The organism is Acidovorax sp. GW823-FHT02H02, from assembly GCF_058797075.1.
In genome coordinates this window covers 12794-28247 of sequence record NZ_JBXAJH010000007.1, presented here as the reverse complement: position 1 = coordinate 28247, position 15454 = coordinate 12794, and the positions used below count along the sequence as shown (strand labels likewise).

General features: G+C 67.6%; 14 protein-coding genes. 9 read left to right on the top strand and 5 right to left on the bottom strand.

All coding sequences use genetic code 11. From position 1 onward, the window contains the following. The first annotated feature begins 24 nt into the window (after positions 1-24). The 6 genes from AC1RDS_RS09405 to gloA2 all read left to right on the top strand — a co-directional run bounded on the left by AC1RDS_RS09405 (position 25) and on the right by gloA2 (position 5732). Positions 25-1209, top strand: a complete 1185-nt coding sequence (locus AC1RDS_RS09405; protein ID WP_483069165.1) for a carbohydrate porin — start codon at positions 25-27, stop codon at positions 1207-1209. 174 nt (positions 1210-1383) lie between these two features. Continuing rightward, on the top strand, positions 1384-2265 hold the full coding sequence (locus AC1RDS_RS09400) for a carbohydrate ABC transporter permease (RefSeq protein ID WP_092700231.1): 882 nt from the start codon (positions 1384-1386) through the stop codon (positions 2263-2265). Then, positions 2255-3136 carry a carbohydrate ABC transporter permease gene (locus AC1RDS_RS09395; protein ID WP_092700234.1) on the top strand — a complete coding sequence of 294 codons (882 nt, stop codon included), beginning with the start codon at positions 2255-2257 and terminating at the stop codon, positions 3134-3136. The genes AC1RDS_RS09400 and AC1RDS_RS09395 overlap by 11 nt, the downstream gene beginning before the upstream one ends. Before the next feature lie 3 nt (positions 3137-3139). Further along, on the top strand, positions 3140-4201 hold the full coding sequence (locus AC1RDS_RS09390; protein WP_092700237.1) for an ABC transporter ATP-binding protein: 1062 nt from the start codon (positions 3140-3142) through the stop codon (positions 4199-4201). 119 nt (positions 4202-4320) lie between these two features. Further along, positions 4321-5298, top strand: coding sequence for a glucokinase (gene glk, locus AC1RDS_RS09385; protein WP_092700240.1), 978 nt, complete (start codon positions 4321-4323; stop codon positions 5296-5298). After that, positions 5295-5732 (top strand): SMU1112c/YaeR family gloxylase I-like metalloprotein, encoded by a 438-nt coding sequence (gloA2, locus tag AC1RDS_RS09380; RefSeq protein WP_092700243.1) that lies wholly within the window; start codon positions 5295-5297, stop codon positions 5730-5732. Before glk ends, gloA2 begins: the two co-directional genes overlap by 4 nt. A 46-nt stretch (positions 5733-5778) precedes the next feature. Here gloA2 and zwf read toward each other — a convergent pair whose 3' ends face one another. Continuing rightward, a complete protein-coding gene (gene zwf / locus AC1RDS_RS09375) occupies positions 5779-7233 on the bottom strand; it encodes a glucose-6-phosphate dehydrogenase (RefSeq protein ID WP_492226873.1) in 1455 nt (484 codons plus the stop codon). A gap of 174 nt (positions 7234-7407) precedes the next feature. Here zwf and pgi point away from each other — a divergent pair, with 174 nt between their 5' ends. Continuing rightward, positions 7408-8985: a glucose-6-phosphate isomerase gene (pgi, locus tag AC1RDS_RS09370; RefSeq protein WP_492226872.1), complete on the top strand. Its 1578-nt coding sequence runs from the start codon at positions 7408-7410 to the stop codon at positions 8983-8985. Between the two features lie 26 nt (positions 8986-9011). Here pgi and AC1RDS_RS09365 read toward each other — a convergent pair whose 3' ends face one another. Then, positions 9012-9941, bottom strand: coding sequence for an SMP-30/gluconolactonase/LRE family protein (locus tag AC1RDS_RS09365; RefSeq protein WP_492226871.1), 930 nt, complete (start codon positions 9939-9941; stop codon positions 9012-9014). Positions 9942-10040: 99 nt separating this feature from the next. Here AC1RDS_RS09365 and edd point away from each other — a divergent pair, with 99 nt between their 5' ends. Continuing rightward, complete coding sequence (gene edd / locus AC1RDS_RS09360) at positions 10041-11810, top strand: phosphogluconate dehydratase (RefSeq protein ID WP_287879944.1); 1770 nt, start codon at positions 10041-10043, stop codon at positions 11808-11810. Between the two features lie 173 nt (positions 11811-11983). Further along, positions 11984-12613, top strand: a complete 630-nt coding sequence (gene eda / locus AC1RDS_RS09355) for a bifunctional 4-hydroxy-2-oxoglutarate aldolase/2-dehydro-3-deoxy-phosphogluconate aldolase (protein WP_348684107.1) — start codon at positions 11984-11986, stop codon at positions 12611-12613. 35 nt (positions 12614-12648) lie between these two features. On the opposite strand, the gene AC1RDS_RS09350 is transcribed toward eda, so the two are convergent. From AC1RDS_RS09350 to AC1RDS_RS09340, 3 genes are read right to left on the bottom strand one after another with little or no spacing between them, the layout of a single operon-like run. Continuing rightward, positions 12649-14001: an ATP-binding protein gene (locus AC1RDS_RS09350; RefSeq protein ID WP_348684109.1), complete on the bottom strand. Its 1353-nt coding sequence runs from the start codon at positions 13999-14001 to the stop codon at positions 12649-12651. Next, positions 13998-14663, bottom strand: a complete 666-nt coding sequence (locus AC1RDS_RS09345) for a response regulator (RefSeq protein ID WP_287879950.1) — start codon at positions 14661-14663, stop codon at positions 13998-14000. The genes AC1RDS_RS09350 and AC1RDS_RS09345 overlap by 4 nt, the downstream gene beginning before the upstream one ends. A gap of 15 nt (positions 14664-14678) precedes the next feature. Beyond that, positions 14679-15446, bottom strand: a complete 768-nt coding sequence (locus tag AC1RDS_RS09340) for a cytochrome b/b6 domain-containing protein (protein ID WP_287879952.1) — start codon at positions 15444-15446, stop codon at positions 14679-14681. Between the last annotated feature and the right edge of the window lie 8 nt (positions 15447-15454).

Genomic DNA, 15454 nt, shown 5'->3' with positions numbered 1-15454 from the left:
AACCAACCCCAGAGGGATCCCATCATGACGACAAGAAACCGCCTGACGGCGGTGGCTTTGGCCGCCGCATGCGCGAATGGCGCCTTTGCCATGGAAGCAGCAGGCTTTGAGTTCAACGGCTACTCCCGCGGTGGCCCCGTGTTCAACCACTCGGACGGCGTCAAGGGCAACCTGACGCTGGGCGGCGAACTGCAGAAATACCGCCTGGGCAACGAGGGCGACAACGGCATCGAAGTCAACTTCGCCAAGGGCTTCGAAGCCGGTGGCGTGAAGTGGAAGGTGAACTACATGCCCGCCAAGTGGGGCAGCGGCGACATCAGCACCGAGCAGGCGTTTGTGGAGATGAGCGGCTTCGCGTTTGCGCCCGAAGCCAGGTTCTGGGCCGGCCAGCGCCGCCTGCGTATCCAGGACGTGCACATCGTCGATTACTTCTTGCTGAACTATGGCGACAACATCGGTGCCGGCGTCACCGACATTCCCGTCGGCGGCATGAAGCTGGGCCTGGGCGTGTTCACCGGCGACAAATTTGACCGCGGCCTGCCCAACAACGTGAAGGCGCACCGCATCAACGCCGACCTGTCCGAGATCAATACCAACCCCGGCGGCAAGCTGCGGGTGCTGCTGACGGCGGTGGGCGGCAAGAACCAGGTGGGCGGCGGTTCGGGGTCCGGCATCTCGCTGATGCACACGCAAAAGGAGTTTGTGCTGCCCAGCATCAGCAACACGCTGTACCTGCAGACCTCGCGCGGCCATGCCCGCATCGACGGGGAGTTCGAGGCCATCGAGGGCACCAGCGCGGGCAAGCGCGCCACCCGTATCGCCGATTCCATTCACTGGCAAAGCGGCCCGTTTGGCGGCCAGGCCCTCATCGGCTACCAGACCAACAAGGCGGATCTGACCGGCGTGGAGACCAAGGACTTCTCGCTGGGCGGCCGGGGTTCCTACGCGTTCAGCAAGAACTTCAAGGGCTTGGTGGAGCTGTCCACCACCACCCGCAAGGGCTCGGGCGCCGACCAGCGCCTGACCAAGGCCACGCTGGCAGGCGCCCTGGCCATGTCGGAAGACTTCTGGTCGCGCCCCGAGCTGCGCCTGTATGTGACCAAGGCCAACTGGAACCAGGCGGCCGCAGTGGCCAACGCAGGCAGCTTTGGCGCCAATGGCAAGACCTCGCGCACGCTGGTGGGCGTGCAGTACGAGGTGTGGTGGTAAGCCGTTGAGTGTGTGAGTTACTCCGAGGTGACTTTGTTCTTTGGTGCGCACCGGGTGTGCGCCCACTTTTTCCCATGCAGGTGCCACATGCCCACAATTTTCCGCTGCCATGAAAAATGACCGCCATGCACCGTTGCTGAGCGGGTCGCTTCTTCCTGAAGGGGGTGCCCGGTGATGCCCAAGAATTCTCTGGAGAGCTGGCTGCCCAAGCTGGTGGTCGCCCCGGCCTTTGTGCTGGGCTTCGCCTTTATCTATGGCCTGATGGTCTGGAGCGGGGTGCTGAGCCTGTCCGCCTCGCGCATGCTGCCCAACTACGAGTGGGTCGGTCTGGCGCAATACGAAAAACTCTGGGCGATGGACCGCTGGTGGGTCGCGCTCAAAAACCTGGGCATCTTCGGCGTGGGCTACGTGGGTGGCTCGCTGGCCATTGGCGTGTTGCTGGCCGTGCTGCTGGACCAGAAGATCCGTGCCGAGGGTGCTTTGCGCACCATCTACCTGTACCCCATGGCCCTGTCGTTCGTGGTCACGGGCACGGCCTGGAAGTGGCTGCTCAACCCCAGCCTGGGCCTGGAGAAACTGATGCAGGACTGGGGCTTCACGAACTTCACCTTTGGCTGGCTGGTGGACACCGAGATGGCCATCTACTGCGTGGTCATCGCCGGCATCTGGCAAAGCGCGGGCTTTGCCATGGCGCTGTTCCTGGCCGGGCTGCGCGGCATCGATGACAGCATCATCAAGGCCGCGCAGGTCGATGGCGCCTCGCTGCCGCGCATCTACTGGCGTATCGTGCTGCCGGCACTGCGGCCGGTGTTCTTTTCCACGCTCATGGTGCTGTCGCACCTCGCGATCAAGAGCTTTGATCTGGTGATGGCGCTCACCGCTGGCGGCCCCGGCTTTGCCACCGATGTGCCCGCCACCTTCATGTACACCATGTCGTTCTCGCGCGGCCAGATTGGCCTGGGCGCGGCCAGCGCCACCATGATGCTGGCCACCGTGGCGGCCCTGGTGATTCCTTACCTTTACAGCGAACTGCGGAGCAAGCCCCATGACCGCTAATTCCTCGGTGTCTCCCTCCCTTTTCCCGTCGCTGGGGCGCCTGCTGGTCTATGGCGTGCTGGCCCTGGCCACTGCGTTCTTCCTGCTGCCGCTGTATGCGATGCTGGTCACCTCGTTCAAGGACGCCGAGGAGATCCGCAGCACCTCGCTGCTGGCACTGCCCGCCGCGCTGAACGGGTCGGCCTGGGGCACGGCCTGGCAGAGCGCCTGCACGGGCGTGGACTGCAATGGCCTGCGCCCGTTCTTCTGGAACTCGGTGGCCATGGCCGTGCCGGCCGTGCTGATCTCCACCGTGTGGGGCGCGCTCAACGGCTATGTGCTGAGCCTGTGGAAGTTTCGCGGCAGCGACACCCTGTTTGGCCTGCTGCTGTTTGGCGTGTTCATGCCCTTCCAGGTGGTGCTGCTGCCCATGAGCCAGGTGCTGGGCTGGCTGGGGCTTTCCAGCTCCATCACCGGGCTGGTGCTGGTGCACTGCCTGGCCGGGCTGGCGGGCACCACGCTGTTCTTTCGCAACTACTACGCGGCCATCCCCAAGGAGCTGGTGAATGCGGCACGCATGGACGGCGCAAGCTTCTGGCAGATCTTCTGGCGCATCGTGCTGCCGCTGTCCACGCCCATCGTCATGGTCACGCTGATCTGGCAGTTCACCAACATCTGGAACGACTTCCTGTTTGGCGTGGTGTTCTCGGGCACCGAGTCCAAGCCCATCACCGTGGGCCTGAACAACCTGGCCAACACCAGCAGCAGTGTGAAGGCCTACAACGTGGACATGGCGGCCGCCATCATCGCGGGCCTGCCCACGATGGTGATCTATGTGCTGGCGGGTAAATTTTTTGTGCGCGGGCTGACGGCCGGCGCAGTGAAGGGATAAATCATGGCGTCATCACTCGACATCGCAGGCATCAACAAGCGCTTTGGCAAGGGCGACAAAAGCGTGGAGGTGCTGCGCAAGGTGGACATCCACGTGGCCCCCGGCGAGTTCCTCATCCTGGTCGGCCCCTCGGGCTGCGGCAAATCCACGCTGCTCAACATCATTGCGGGGCTGGATGAGCCCACCGAGGGCGAGATCCGCATCGGCGGCAAGAACGTGGTGGGCATGCCCCCGCGCGACCGCGACATCGCCATGGTGTTCCAGAGCTATGCGCTGTACCCCACCTTGAGCGTGGCCGACAACATCGGCTTTGCGCTGGAGATGCGCAAGATGCCCAAGGCCGAGCGCCAAAAGCGCATCGACGAAGTGGCGGCCATGTTGCAGATCAGCCACCTGCTGGACCGCCGGCCCAGCCAGCTCTCGGGCGGGCAGCGCCAGCGCGTGGCCATGGGCCGGGCGCTGGCGCGCCAGCCGCAGCTCTTTTTGTTCGACGAGCCGCTGTCCAACCTGGACGCCAAGCTGCGCGTGGAGATGCGCGCCGAAATCAAGCGCCTGCACCAGGCCAGCGGCATCACCAGCGTGTACGTCACGCACGACCAGGTCGAGGCCATGACGCTGGGCTCGCGCATCGCGGTCATGAAGGGCGGTGTGGTACAGCAGCTGGGCACGCCGGACGACATCTACAACCGCCCGGCCAACACCTACGTGGCCACCTTCATTGGATCGCCCACCATGAACCTGCTGCGCGGTGCGGCCACGGGCGGGCAGTTTGGCATCCAGGGCGCGGCCCTGAACCTGGCAGCCCCCGCCAGTGTCAACGAGGTGCTGCTGGGCGTGCGCCCCGAGCACCTGGTGATGCAGGACAGAGCCCCCTGGCGCGGCCGCGTCAGCGTGGTCGAGCCCACGGGCCCCGACACCTATGTGATGGTGGACACGGCCGCGGGCAGCGTCACGCTGCGCACCGATGCCCAGACCCGCGTGCAGCCCGGCGACGCCGTGGGCCTGGCGGTGGAGCCCGCCAACGCCCACTGGTTTGACGCCAGCAGCGAGAATCGGCTGGCGTGATCCGCGCGGCGTGAACGCCGCCGGGCACCCGCCTTCTCTGCCGTCTGTTTGCTATTGAAACAGTAGCTTCTAGCGCATGTACTACGAGTGCTAGCAGCTGTTTTTGCTTAAAACACCGCATGACACCCCTGCGCCTGCTGGCCGACATTGGCGGCACCAACATCCGCCTGGCCTGGCAAGACCAGCCCGATGGCCCCCTGCACGACACCCGTGTGCTGCCCTGCGCACAGTTCCCCACGGTGGATGCCGCCCTGTCGGCCTACCTGGCCGAGGTGAACATCGCCACCCCCCGCGAGGCTGCTTTTGGCATCGCCAACCCGGTCACGGGCGATGCCATCCGCATGACCAACCACAGCTGGAGCTTTTCGCAGCGCGCCGTGCGCGAGGCGTTTGGTTTTGAGCGGCTGGTGGTCATCAACGACTTCACCGCGCTTGCGCTGGCGCTGCCCCTGCTCACCCCTGCGCAGCTGCGCCCGGTGGGCGGCGGCGCGGCCGTGCCGGGCGCCGCGATTGCGCTGCTGGGCCCGGGCACGGGCCTGGGCGTGTCGGGGCTAGTGTTTCCGCCCGGCTCCAGCCTGGGGGTGCCGCTGTCGGGCGAGGGCGGTCATGTCACGCTGGCCGCGCAGACCCGGCGCGAATTCGATGTGCTGGGCATCCTGCAAGAGCGCTACGGCCACGTGTCGGCCGAACGCGCCGTGTGTGGTGCCGGGCTGGTCGACCTGTACCACGCGCTGCGCCGGCTGGCTCAGCGCGGCGGCAAGGAGATCAGCTCGGCCGCGCAGGTGACTGAGCTCGCGCTGCAGGCCAACGACCCGCTGGCGCTGGAGGCGCTGGAGCTGTTCTGCGGCTTCCTGGGCAGCGTGGCGGGCAACCTGGCGCTTACGCTCGGGGCGCGCGGTGGTGTCTTCATCGGCGGCGGCATGGTGCCACGCCTGGGCACTTGGTTTGACCAGTCCCCGTTCCGCGCACGGTTTGAATCCAAGGGGCGGTTCCAGTCCTACCTGGCCTCCATGCCCTGCTGGGTCATCGACCCCGGCGCCACGCCCGCGCTGCACGGTGCCTCGCGCGCGCTGGACATTGCGGGTACAGACCCATGAGCGGCAGCCCGGCGAGCGCACCGCTCCCTATGCTGCGGCCCACCGGCGTGCACCATGTGGCCATCATCGCCAGCGACTACGCGCGCTCGCGCTGCTTCTACACCGAAGTGCTGGGCCTGCAGGTGGTGCACGAGCATTACCGCGCCGAGCGGCAGTCGTACAAGCTCGACCTCCAACTGCCCGACGGCACGCAGGTGGAGTTGTTTTCTTTCCCCCACCGGCCCGCACGCCCTTCTTACCCCGAGGCCTGCGGCTTGCGCCACCTGGCCCTGCGCGTGGCCGACATGGAGGCCAGCGTGGCTGCCCTGATGGCACATGGCGTGGCCGTGGAGCCGGTGCGCACGGACCCGTTCACGGGGGCGCTGTTCACGTTTTTTGCCGACCCGGATGGGTTGCCGATCGAGCTGGTGGGGCCTGTGCCCGCCTCCCGCTGATCTGTCTGCGATCAGAGAAAAAGGCCCTGGCGGGCCTTTTTCCGTGTCACATCTCTTCACTCCAGCAATACCCATCGCGCGCAATCATCGCGCTCGCGGCACGCGGGCCCCAGCTGCCGGCGGGGTAGGGGCGGGGGCCGGTGGGGTCGTTCTTCCAGTATTGCAGGATGGGCTCCACCCAGCGCCAGGCTTCCTCCTGCTCGTCGCTGCGCACGAACAGGTTCAGGCGGCCGGCAATCACGTCCAGCAGCAGGCGTTCGTAGGCGCCCACCCGTTCGGTGCCAAAGCGCTGGTCAAAGTCCAGGTTCAAGTGCACCTGCGACAGCGCGGGCTCGGCCTGGCGCTGGGCCGCGCCCTGGGCCATCAGGTGCAGCTCCAGTCCGTCCTTGGGCTGCAGGTTGATCACCAGGCGGTTGGCCGCGCCTGCAGGCGTCTTGAAAATGGGGTGCGGCACCGGCCGGAAGTTGATGACGATGTGCGCGTCGCGCCCCGCCAGCCGCTTGCCGGTGCGAATGTAGAACGGCACGCCCGCCCAGCGCCAGTTGCTGATCTCGGTGCGCAGCGCCACAAAGGTCTCGGTGTTGCTGGCGGCGGCCACGCCCTGTTCTTGCGCGTAGCCGGGCACGGGCTGGCCCTGGAGGTTGCCCGCCGCGTATTGCCCACGGATCACATGCTGGCCGATGGTTTCCTGCGTCCAGGGCTTGAGCGACTGCAGCACCTTGAGCTTTTCGTCGCGGATGGCGTTGGCGCTGGAGTTGATGGGGGGCTCCATGCCGATCGCGCACAGCAGCTGCAGCGCATGGTTCTGCACCATGTCGCGCAGCGCGCCAGTCTGGTCGTAGAACGCGCCGCGCGACTCCACGCCCAGCTCTTCGGCCATCGTGATCTGGATGTTGGCAATCGTCTCGCGGCGCCACAGGGGCTCGAACAAGGCGTTGCCAAAGCGCAGCGCGAACAGGTTCTGCACCGAGGGCTTGCCCAGGTAGTGGTCGATGCGAAAGACCTGCTCTTCCTTGAGCACGCGGCGCAGCGTGTCGTTGATGGCGCGGTTGGACTGCAGGTCGTGGCCCAGGGGTTTTTCCAGCACCACGCGGGTGGTGGGGCCGTTCAGTCCCACGGCGGCGATCTGTTCGCACACGTTGGTGAACAGGCTGGGCGCGGTGGCCACGTACATCACCACTGAATCCGCCCCGCGCGCCTTCAGGGTGTCGGCCAGGCGCTCGTAGTCCTGGGTGTTGGCCAGGTCCATGCGCAGGTAGTGCAGCAGCGCGGCAAAGCGTGCGAACTCATCCGGGCTGGGGCGCTTGGCCAGCTCCACGCCGTCGAACCGCGACTGGATCAGGCTGCGGTATTGTTCGTCGTTCAGGTCGTCGCGCGCCACCGCGATGATGCGCCCCCCCTCGGGCAGCGTGCCATGCCGGAAGGCCTGAAACAATGCGGGCATCAGCTTGCGCCAGGCAAGGTCGCCGGTGCCGCCGAACAGGACGAGGTCAAAACTCATGGTGTCTCCGTGATGGGGTGGTTCGTTTTGTTGCCCGGGATTGTAATAACGTTACATGGTTTTCCGATGGAAGATGCCGTTTTTCTATTGCTTGTAACCCAAAAGAACCTGTTCATGAGTTATTTTTGTGTGTAATCAAGTTACTATTCTGCCGCTTTTCACCCTACCCGTTTGATGACCATGCCCCTTCGTTGCGACCAGTCTGCGCTATGGCCCCAGTTGGCAGCCCACTATTCCTCCCACGGCCAGTACCTGGACATGCGCCAGGCGTTTGCGCAGGACGCCCAGCGGTTTGCCGGCTTCAGCCAGTCGGCCCCGCATGTGTTTGCCGATCTGTCCAAGAACCTGTGGGATCGCGACACCGAAGCGCTGTTGCTGGACCTGGCCCGCGATTGCGGCCTGGCGCAGCATCGCGACGCGATGTTTGCGGGCGAGGCCATCAACACCACCGAAAACCGCGCCGTGCTGCACACGCTGCTGCGCCGCCCTGCGGGCCTGGTCCTGCCCGGTGATGTGCCCGAGACCGCGCAGCGCCTGGCCGGCGTGCACCGCACGCTCGATGCCATGCTGCAGTACGCCGAGCAGGTGCGCAGCGATGCTGCCATCACCGACGTGGTGAACATCGGCATCGGCGGGTCGGACCTGGGCCCGCACATGGCTGTGCGTGCGCTCGAAGAGTTCCGCATCCCCGGCAAGCGCTTTCACTTTGTCTCGAACGTGGATGGCCACGAGCTGCACCATGTGCTCCAAGGCCTGCGGCCCGAGAGCACGCTGTTCCTCGTGGCGTCCAAGACCTTCACCACGGCCGAGACCATGATGAATGCGCACTCGGCGCTCACTTGGTTTGTCGCCCAGGGCGGGCGCGACGTGGCGCGGCACTTTGCAGCGCTCACCACCAACATCGAGGCTGCGGGTGCGATGGGCATCACCACCACCTTCGGCTTCTGGGACTGGGTGGGCGGCCGCTACTCGCTGTGGTCGGCGATTGGCCTGCCCATTGCCATCGCGATTGGCGCGCAGGGTTTCCGTGACTTTCTTGCGGGTGCCCATGCCATGGACGAGCATTTCCGCACCGCGCCGCTGGCGCAGAACCTGCCCGTGCGCCTGGGCCTGCTCGATGTCTGGTACCGCAACTTCCATGGCTTTACCAGCCGCTGCATCGCGCCCTACCATGCGGCGCTGGGTCGCTACTCGGCCTACCTGCAGCAGCTGGAGATGGAGAGCAACGGCAAGCGCGTGGCGCAGGACGGCAGCACGCTGGTCTGCATCACATCGCCCGTGCTGTGGGGCGAGCCCGGCACCAATGGTCAGCACGCGTTCTTCCAGATGCTGCACCAGGGCGCCGACGTGCTGCCGCTGGAGATCGTGGCCGTGCGCAAGGCCTCGCACCCGCTGCCGGGCCACCAGCAAAAGCTGCTGGCCAACGCGCTGGCGCAAACGCAGGCGCTGATGGTGGGCAAGGCCAGCGACGACGGCCACCGGCACTTTCCGGGCAACCGTCCCAGCACGCTCATGCTGCTCGAAGCCCTCACCCCCGCATCGCTGGGCGCGCTGATTGCGCTGCAGGAGCACCGCGTGTTCGTGAGCGGCAGCCTGTGGGGCATCAACAGCTTTGACCAGTGGGGCGTGGAGCTGGGCAAGGTGCTGGCCAGGGACCTGGAAGCGCGCTGGGACAGCGGCGATGTTGCCGGGCTCGATGGATCGACGGCGGGCTTGCTGCAGAGGTTGCGCGCGACCCCTGGTAGATCGTAAACAGGCTCCGAGGCTGGCGCGGGGATTCAGCGCTGGAAGAAGTTCACCGGCAGTCCCGCAACGCCCACCTCCACGCTGAACAGCGAGCCCGCAGGAGTCGCTGTCTTCTGCTCTTGAGCAGGCCTGCTTGCGCGCGCCGATGTGATGTACAGCGTGTGCAGGTCCTCCCCGCCAAAGCACACCATGGTCGGGCACTGCACCGGCACCGCGATGCGCTGCAGCACTTCGCCCGCTGGCGAGAGCTGCAGCACACAAGCCCCTTCATACATCGCCACCCAGTAGTTCCCCTCCACATCCACCGCCGCGCCATCGGGCCGGCCGCCGTAGGGTTGGCCTTCCACCTTGCGGTCGAACCGCACCCAGGGGCGCCGGTGGGTGATTTCGCCTGTGGCCACGTCAAAGTCGAACCGGTCAATGCGGTGCTCCGGCGTGTTCGACCAGTACAGCGTGCGGTTGTCGGGGCTGAAGGCCAGGCCGTTGGCGGTGAAGTTGTCGCCCGCCATGTGGCGCACGCTATAGCCCGTGGCGCTGGCCGGGTCGGCCTGCAGGCGCCACAGCGCGGCATGGGGTGCGGTGCGGGGCGTGATGACCGAGCCCGCCCAGAAGCGGCCTGCGCTGTCGCAGCGGCCGTCGTTCAGGCGCAGCACGGTGGTGTCGTGCTGCTCGGGCGGCAGCAGGGCCAGGCAGGTGAGGGCGGTGGGGTCTGCGCTGTCCTTCGCCGTATCCAGAAGATAGAAACCGTTCCGTAACCCGATTACTAATCGACCATCGGCCGCTGGCGCGCAGCAGCCGGGCTCGCTGGGCATGCGCCATTGCCGGCGGCGGCCGCTGGCAGGATGCCATGCGTGAACTGCTTGTCCCTGAATGTCACACCAGTAAAGGGATTTTTCCGTGGGGTGCCAGAAGGGGGATTCGCCCAGTTCGGAGGGTGGAAGGGGCAGGATTTGCAGGGACATGGGTTGAAGTGGGGTGGTTATCGAGTTACATTCTAGGGCCTCAGACAACGGGCTCCGGCGCCATGCACGGGGCCCCGCCACCCACCGATGGAGACTTCCATGCATCCAGTTGTAGCGCGCGTGACCGAGCGCATTGTCCAGCGCAGCGCAGACACGCGCGGGGCCTACCTTGTCGGCGTTGACGCCATGATCGCCCGCAAGCCCGCACAAGACCGCATGGGCTGCGCCAACCTGGCCCACGCCTACGCGGCGCTGCCGGGCTCGGACAAGTTCAAGGTCACGGTCGAGAAAGCCCCCAACATCGGCATCGTCACGGCCTACAACGACATGCTCTCGGCCCACCAGCCGTACCAGGGCTACCCCGCCGTGCTGCGTGATGAGGCCGCTAGGCTCGGTGCCACCGTACAGGTGGCCGGTGGCGTGCCCGCCATGTGCGACGGTGTGACGCAGGGAACGCCCGGCATGGAGCTGTCGCTGTTCTCCCGCGACGCCATTGCCATGGCCACGGCGGTAGCGCTGTCCCACGATGTGTTCGATGGTGCGCTGCTGCTGGGCGTGTGCGACAAGATCGTGCCCGGCCTGCTGATCGGCGCGCTGCACTATGGGCATCTGCCCTGCGTGTTTGTGCCCGCAGGCCCCATGGGCACGGGCCTGTCGAACAAGGACAAATCGAAGGTGCGCGAGCAGTACGCACAGGGCCTGGTGGGCCGCGACGAGCTGCTCCAGGCCGAGTCCGCCGCGTACCACAGCCCCGGCACCTGCACGTTTTACGGCACAGCCAACAGCAACCAGATGCTGCTCGAAGCCATGGGCCTGCATGTGCCCGGCGCGGCGTTCGAGTCGCCCGGCACCGAGGTGCGCGAAGCCTTCACGCGCCAGGCGCTGCGCACGGTGCTCGACATCGGCAAGCGCGGCAAGCGCTTCACTCCCATTGGCAAGCTGGTGGACGAGCGCTGCATCGTCAACGCCATGGTGGCCTTGCTGGCCACGGGCGGCTCCACCAACCATCTGATCCACTGGGTGGCGATTGCGCGCAGCGCGGGCATCCTGATCGACTGGACCGATTTCGACGAGCTCTCGTCCGCTGTGCCGCTGCTGGCCCGCGTGTACCCCAATGGCGATGCCGATGTGAACCAGTTCCAGGCGGCCGGCGGCCCGCCCTGGATCCTGCGCGAGCTGCTGGCGGGCGGCCTGATGCACCCTGATGTGATGAGCGTGAACGCAGGCGGCATTGCCGATGGCGGCAAGAGCGCGCCCGCCGTGTCGGGCGATACCTCGGTGCTGCGGCCCGTGAGTGAGCCGTTCTCGCCCACGGGCGGGCTGCGCCTGCTGCAAGGCCGCCTGGGCCGTGCGGTGATCAAGGTGTCGGCTGTGCCCGAAGACCGCCATATCGTCCAAGCCCCAGCGCGTGTTTTCGATTCGCAGGAGGCCTTGCTCGCCGCCTTCAGCGCGGGCGAGGTCAATCAGGACATGGTGGCCGTGGTGCGTTTTCAGGGCCCGCAGGCCAACGGCATGCCCGAGCTGCACAAGCTCACGCCGCCACTGGCCGTGCTGCAGAACCAGGGCTTCCAGGTGGCGCTGGTGACCGACGGGCGCATGAGCGGCGCCTCGGGCAAGGTGCCCGCCGCCATCCACGTCACCCCCGAGGCGCTGGCTGGCGGCCCGCTGGCCAAGGTGCGCGATGGCGACATCGTGCGGGTGGATGCGGTGGCGGGCACGCTCGATGTGCTGGTGGACGATGCCGAGTGGGCCGCACGCGCCCCGGCATCCTTCAACGCCCCATCACCCGTCGGCTTTGGCCGAGAACTCTTCACCAACTTTCGCCGCCATGCTGGCGGTGCCGAACAAGGAGCCTGCACATGGCTGTAGCAGGATGCACCCCCTGAGTCGCTGCGCGCCTTCCCCCTCTCTCGCTGCGCGGGAGGGGGACGCACCCGGTGGCCTGGCGAAGCCAGTTCCACGGGTGCACTGGCATCGCGTTGCGCCAGTTTTTTAGGCCGCTTGCTGCATCCGACACCGAAAACACCAAGGAGTACAAACTCATGAATCCTCTTGACATCGCCAGCCACGGCCCGGTCATCCCCGTCATCGTGATCGACCGCGTAGAAGACGCGCTACCCCTGGCCGAGGCCCTGCTGGCCGGCGGCGTGAAGGTGCTGGAGGTGACCCTGCGCACCGCTGCCGGCCTGCCGGCCATCGAGACCATCGCCCGCCATCTGCCCGAGGCCGTGGTGGGCGTGGGCACGGTGCTCAATGCCGATGACGCCCGCCGCGCCAGCGAGGCGGGGGCCCGCTTTGCCGTGAGCCCTGGCTACACGTCGGAGGTGGGCAACGCCTGCAAGGCCCTGCGCCTGCCGCTGCTGCCCGGCGTGGCTACGTCAAGTGAGATCATGGCGGCGCTGGCCGACGGGTTCTCGTTCCTCAAGCTGTTTCCGGCCGAGGCCGTGGGCGGCATCCCGCTGCTCAAGGCCTGGGCCAGCCCGTTTGGTCCGGTGGGCTTTTGCCCCACGGGTGGCATCACCAGCGCCACGGCACCCAACTACCTGGCGCTGCCCAATGTGCGCTGCGTGGGCGGCTCGTGGCTCACGCCCACCGACGCGGTGCGTGCGGGCGACTGGGCGCGCATCACGCAGCTGGCGCGTGATGCGCAGGGCCTGCGCGCTGCCTCCTGAGCTTCGGCGCAGTGCCGTCCGGTGCGACGGCGGTTTTACCAGTGCACCGTGACGCGCAAGCCGCCCAGCGCCGGGCTGCGGTCGGTGGCCACCTGCAAATGGTGCAGGCGCGCGATGCGCCGGACGATGGACCAGCCCAGGCCGCTGCCGCTCTGGCTGGTGCCCAGCACCCGGAAAAACCGCTCGCCCAGGCGCGCCTGTTCTTCGGGCGTGAGGCCCGGGCCGCTGTCTTCCACGCTCAGTTGCGCCTGGCCATCGGCCCGGGTGGACACCTGCAATCGCACTTCGGCGCCCTGCGGGCTGTAGCGCAAGGCGTTGTCCAGCAGGTTGCGCAGCAGCACGCGGGCCAGGGGCTCGGGCAGCGGGATGCGCACGGTGGGCGCCAGGGGTTCGGGCAGCACGATGCGCTGCTGCCGGCGCTCTGTCGTGGCCTGCAGGTCGGCGGCCACCTGCCGCGCCACATCGGCCAGCGGTGTGCTGCTGCCGCTGTCGGGGGCGGGCTCGGCATCGAGCCGGGCCAGCTGCAGCAGCTGCTCCACCAGCCTTGTGGCCCGGTCGCAGCCCTGCACCGTGGCCTCCAGCGCCGTGGCGCGCTCCTGGGTGTCGGTGGCGCCTTGCGCCACCTGGGCCTGCATGCGGATACCGGCAATGGGTGTGCGCAGTTCGTGCGCCGCGTCGGCGGTGAATTGCTGCTCGGTGGCCAGCAGCCGGGCCATGCGCTCGAACAGGTCGTTGAGCGCCGTGACCAGGGGCAGCACCTCGGGCGGCACGCCTTCGGTGGACAGCGGGGCCAGCGACTGCGGCTGGCGCGCAGCGACGGCCTGCCCGAGCCGGCCCAGCGGCCGCACCGAGCCGCGCACCGCCCACCAGATGCCCAGCGCCAGCAGCGGCAGGGCCCAGGCCAGGGGCTTGAGGATGCTGGTCAGGCTGGCCAGCACGATCTCGCGGCGCACCGACTGCAGCTCGCCCACCAGAATGCGCACATCGCGCTCGCGCCCCTGCGTGACGAACACGCGCCAGGCCTTGCCGTCCACCTGGCTGTCGGCAAAGCCACGCTTGCGCCGCTGCGTCAGGGGTTGCTGCGGCGCACTGGCCGAGCGGGCCAGCAACTGGTCTTCGTGCCAGAGCTGGAACACCACGCGCGGCTGGTGCTTGTCGAGCTCGGGCGCTGCGTTCAGGCGGTCTTCGTCGAGTTCATCCAGGGGCTGCAGGCGCAGCAGGGCGGCGGTTTGCGCCAGATGGGCATCGAGCAGGTCGCTGACTTCCTCGTCGGTTTCGTGCCAGGCCAGCGCTGCGGCCACGCTCCAGGCCAGCAGCACCAGGGCCAGCACCGTGGTCAGCAGCCGGGTCTGCAGCGAGCGGGGTGTGCGCGGGGCGGCGGCGCTCATGCGGTTTCGCGTGCAATGCGGTAGCCCACGCCGCGCACGGTCTCGATCAGGGCCGCGCCCAGCTTGCGCCGCAGGTGGTAGATGTGCACTTCCACCGCGTTGCTGTTGATCTCGCTGCCCCACTGGTACAGGCGCTGCTCCAGCTGCTCGCGGCTGAGTACGCGCCCGGCGTTCAGCAGCAGCGCGTGCAGGAGGTCGTACTCGCGGTTCGACAGCTCCACGGCTTGTCCATCCGCCATCACCTGGTGGGCGGCGGGGTCCAGCACCACGTTGCCAGCGGCCAGCCGGGTTTCGCTCTGGCCATGGGCGCGCCGCACCAGGGCGCGCAGGCGGGCGGCCAGCTCGTGCAGGTCGATGGGCTTGATGAGGTAGTCGTCAGCGCCCGCGTCCAGCCCGGCAATGCGCGCAGGCACGGCGTCGCGGGCGGTGAGCACCAGCACCGGCGTGGTGTTGCGGCGCGCGCGCACCTGGCGCAGCACGGCCATGCCGTCCTGGCGCGGCAGGCCCAGGTCGAGCACGGCCGCCTGGTAGGCGCCGGTGGCCAGCTCGCGCTCGGCCGCCACGCCATCGCGCACCCAGTCCACCTGGAAGCCGTTTTGCGCCAGGCCGGCGCGGATGCCCGAGCCCAGCAGTTCGTCGTCTTCGGCCAGCAGGATGCGCATGGAAGGGGCTTTCAGTCAGTCGTCGTCATGGTGGCGATTCTCACTCCAGCGCGTGGCATCGGCGGCGGGCTGCTGGGGCGCCTGGTTCCACTGCCACGCCCAGAAGGCCAGTACGCAGGCCAGGACGAGCGCGGCAATCCCGCCGTGGTTGCTTTTCGCCAGGTCGGGCCCGGGGCCTGGCACACGGCCCGTCAGCATGGGCAGCGCCTGGTTCTTGCGGCGCAGCACGCTCAGGAGCGCGATCAGGCCGATATGCGCCAGCACCACGAACAGCAGGGTGTTGCCGAAGAACTCGTGCACTTCCTCCAGCCATTCGCCGCCCCATTCGTCCCACACGGCATAGCCGCTGAGGGTGAGCGGTACCACCAGCGCCAGGATCAGTGCCACGGCCAGCGCCATCAGCAGGTTCTGCCCCGGGCGCCAGGTGGCCTGCAGCGCACCGGGCGAGCGCACGGCCACCAGGGACTTCAGCCACGCCGGCACGCCCTGCAGCTTGCGCCACAGCACCGACAGCCGGGCCTGGCGCGGCCCGAACAGGCCCCACAGCAGGCGTGCCACGACCAGCCCCGCCAGCGTGTAGCCCAGCGTGACGTGCACCAGGCGCCAGCGTTCGCCGTCGGCGGTGACATAGGCCGCCGTGAAGCTCAGCGCCATCAGCCAGTGCAGCATGCGCGTGGTGGCATCGACCACGCGGCGGGTGGCGGGCCGGGGCGTCTGCGCCGGGGCCGTGGAGGGCGCTGAAGCGGAGGAGGGCGATGGGGTGGAAAGGGTGTCGGAAGTCATGGCGGTTC

Excerpts from the sequence above, each read along its gene's own strand:
- glk (WP_092700240.1), top strand. The coding sequence starts at position 4,321 with ATGACACCCCTGCGCCTGCTGGCCGACATTGGCGGCACCAACATCCGC.
- AC1RDS_RS09405 (WP_483069165.1), top strand. The coding sequence starts at position 25 with ATGACGACAAGAAACCGCCTGACGGCGGTGGCTTTGGCCGCCGCATGC.
- AC1RDS_RS09350 (WP_348684109.1), bottom strand. The coding sequence starts at position 14,001 with ATGAGCGCCGCCGCCCCGCGCACACCCCGCTCGCTGCAGACCCGGCTG.
- AC1RDS_RS09390 (WP_092700237.1), top strand. The coding sequence starts at position 3,140 with ATGGCGTCATCACTCGACATCGCAGGCATCAACAAGCGCTTTGGCAAG.
- pgi (WP_492226872.1), top strand. The coding sequence starts at position 7,408 with ATGACCATGCCCCTTCGTTGCGACCAGTCTGCGCTATGGCCCCAGTTG.
- gloA2 (WP_092700243.1), top strand. The coding sequence starts at position 5,295 with ATGAGCGGCAGCCCGGCGAGCGCACCGCTCCCTATGCTGCGGCCCACC.
- AC1RDS_RS09340 (WP_287879952.1), bottom strand. The coding sequence starts at position 15,446 with ATGACTTCCGACACCCTTTCCACCCCATCGCCCTCCTCCGCTTCAGCG.
- AC1RDS_RS09395 (WP_092700234.1), top strand. The coding sequence starts at position 2,255 with ATGACCGCTAATTCCTCGGTGTCTCCCTCCCTTTTCCCGTCGCTGGGG.
- AC1RDS_RS09345 (WP_287879950.1), bottom strand. The coding sequence starts at position 14,663 with ATGCGCATCCTGCTGGCCGAAGACGACGAACTGCTGGGCTCGGGCATC.
- AC1RDS_RS09400 (WP_092700231.1), top strand. The coding sequence starts at position 1,384 with ATGCCCAAGAATTCTCTGGAGAGCTGGCTGCCCAAGCTGGTGGTCGCC.
- AC1RDS_RS09365 (WP_492226871.1), bottom strand. The coding sequence starts at position 9,941 with ATGTCCCTGCAAATCCTGCCCCTTCCACCCTCCGAACTGGGCGAATCC.
- edd (WP_287879944.1), top strand. The coding sequence starts at position 10,041 with ATGCATCCAGTTGTAGCGCGCGTGACCGAGCGCATTGTCCAGCGCAGC.
- eda (WP_348684107.1), top strand. The coding sequence starts at position 11,984 with ATGAATCCTCTTGACATCGCCAGCCACGGCCCGGTCATCCCCGTCATC.
- zwf (WP_492226873.1), bottom strand. The coding sequence starts at position 7,233 with ATGAGTTTTGACCTCGTCCTGTTCGGCGGCACCGGCGACCTTGCCTGG.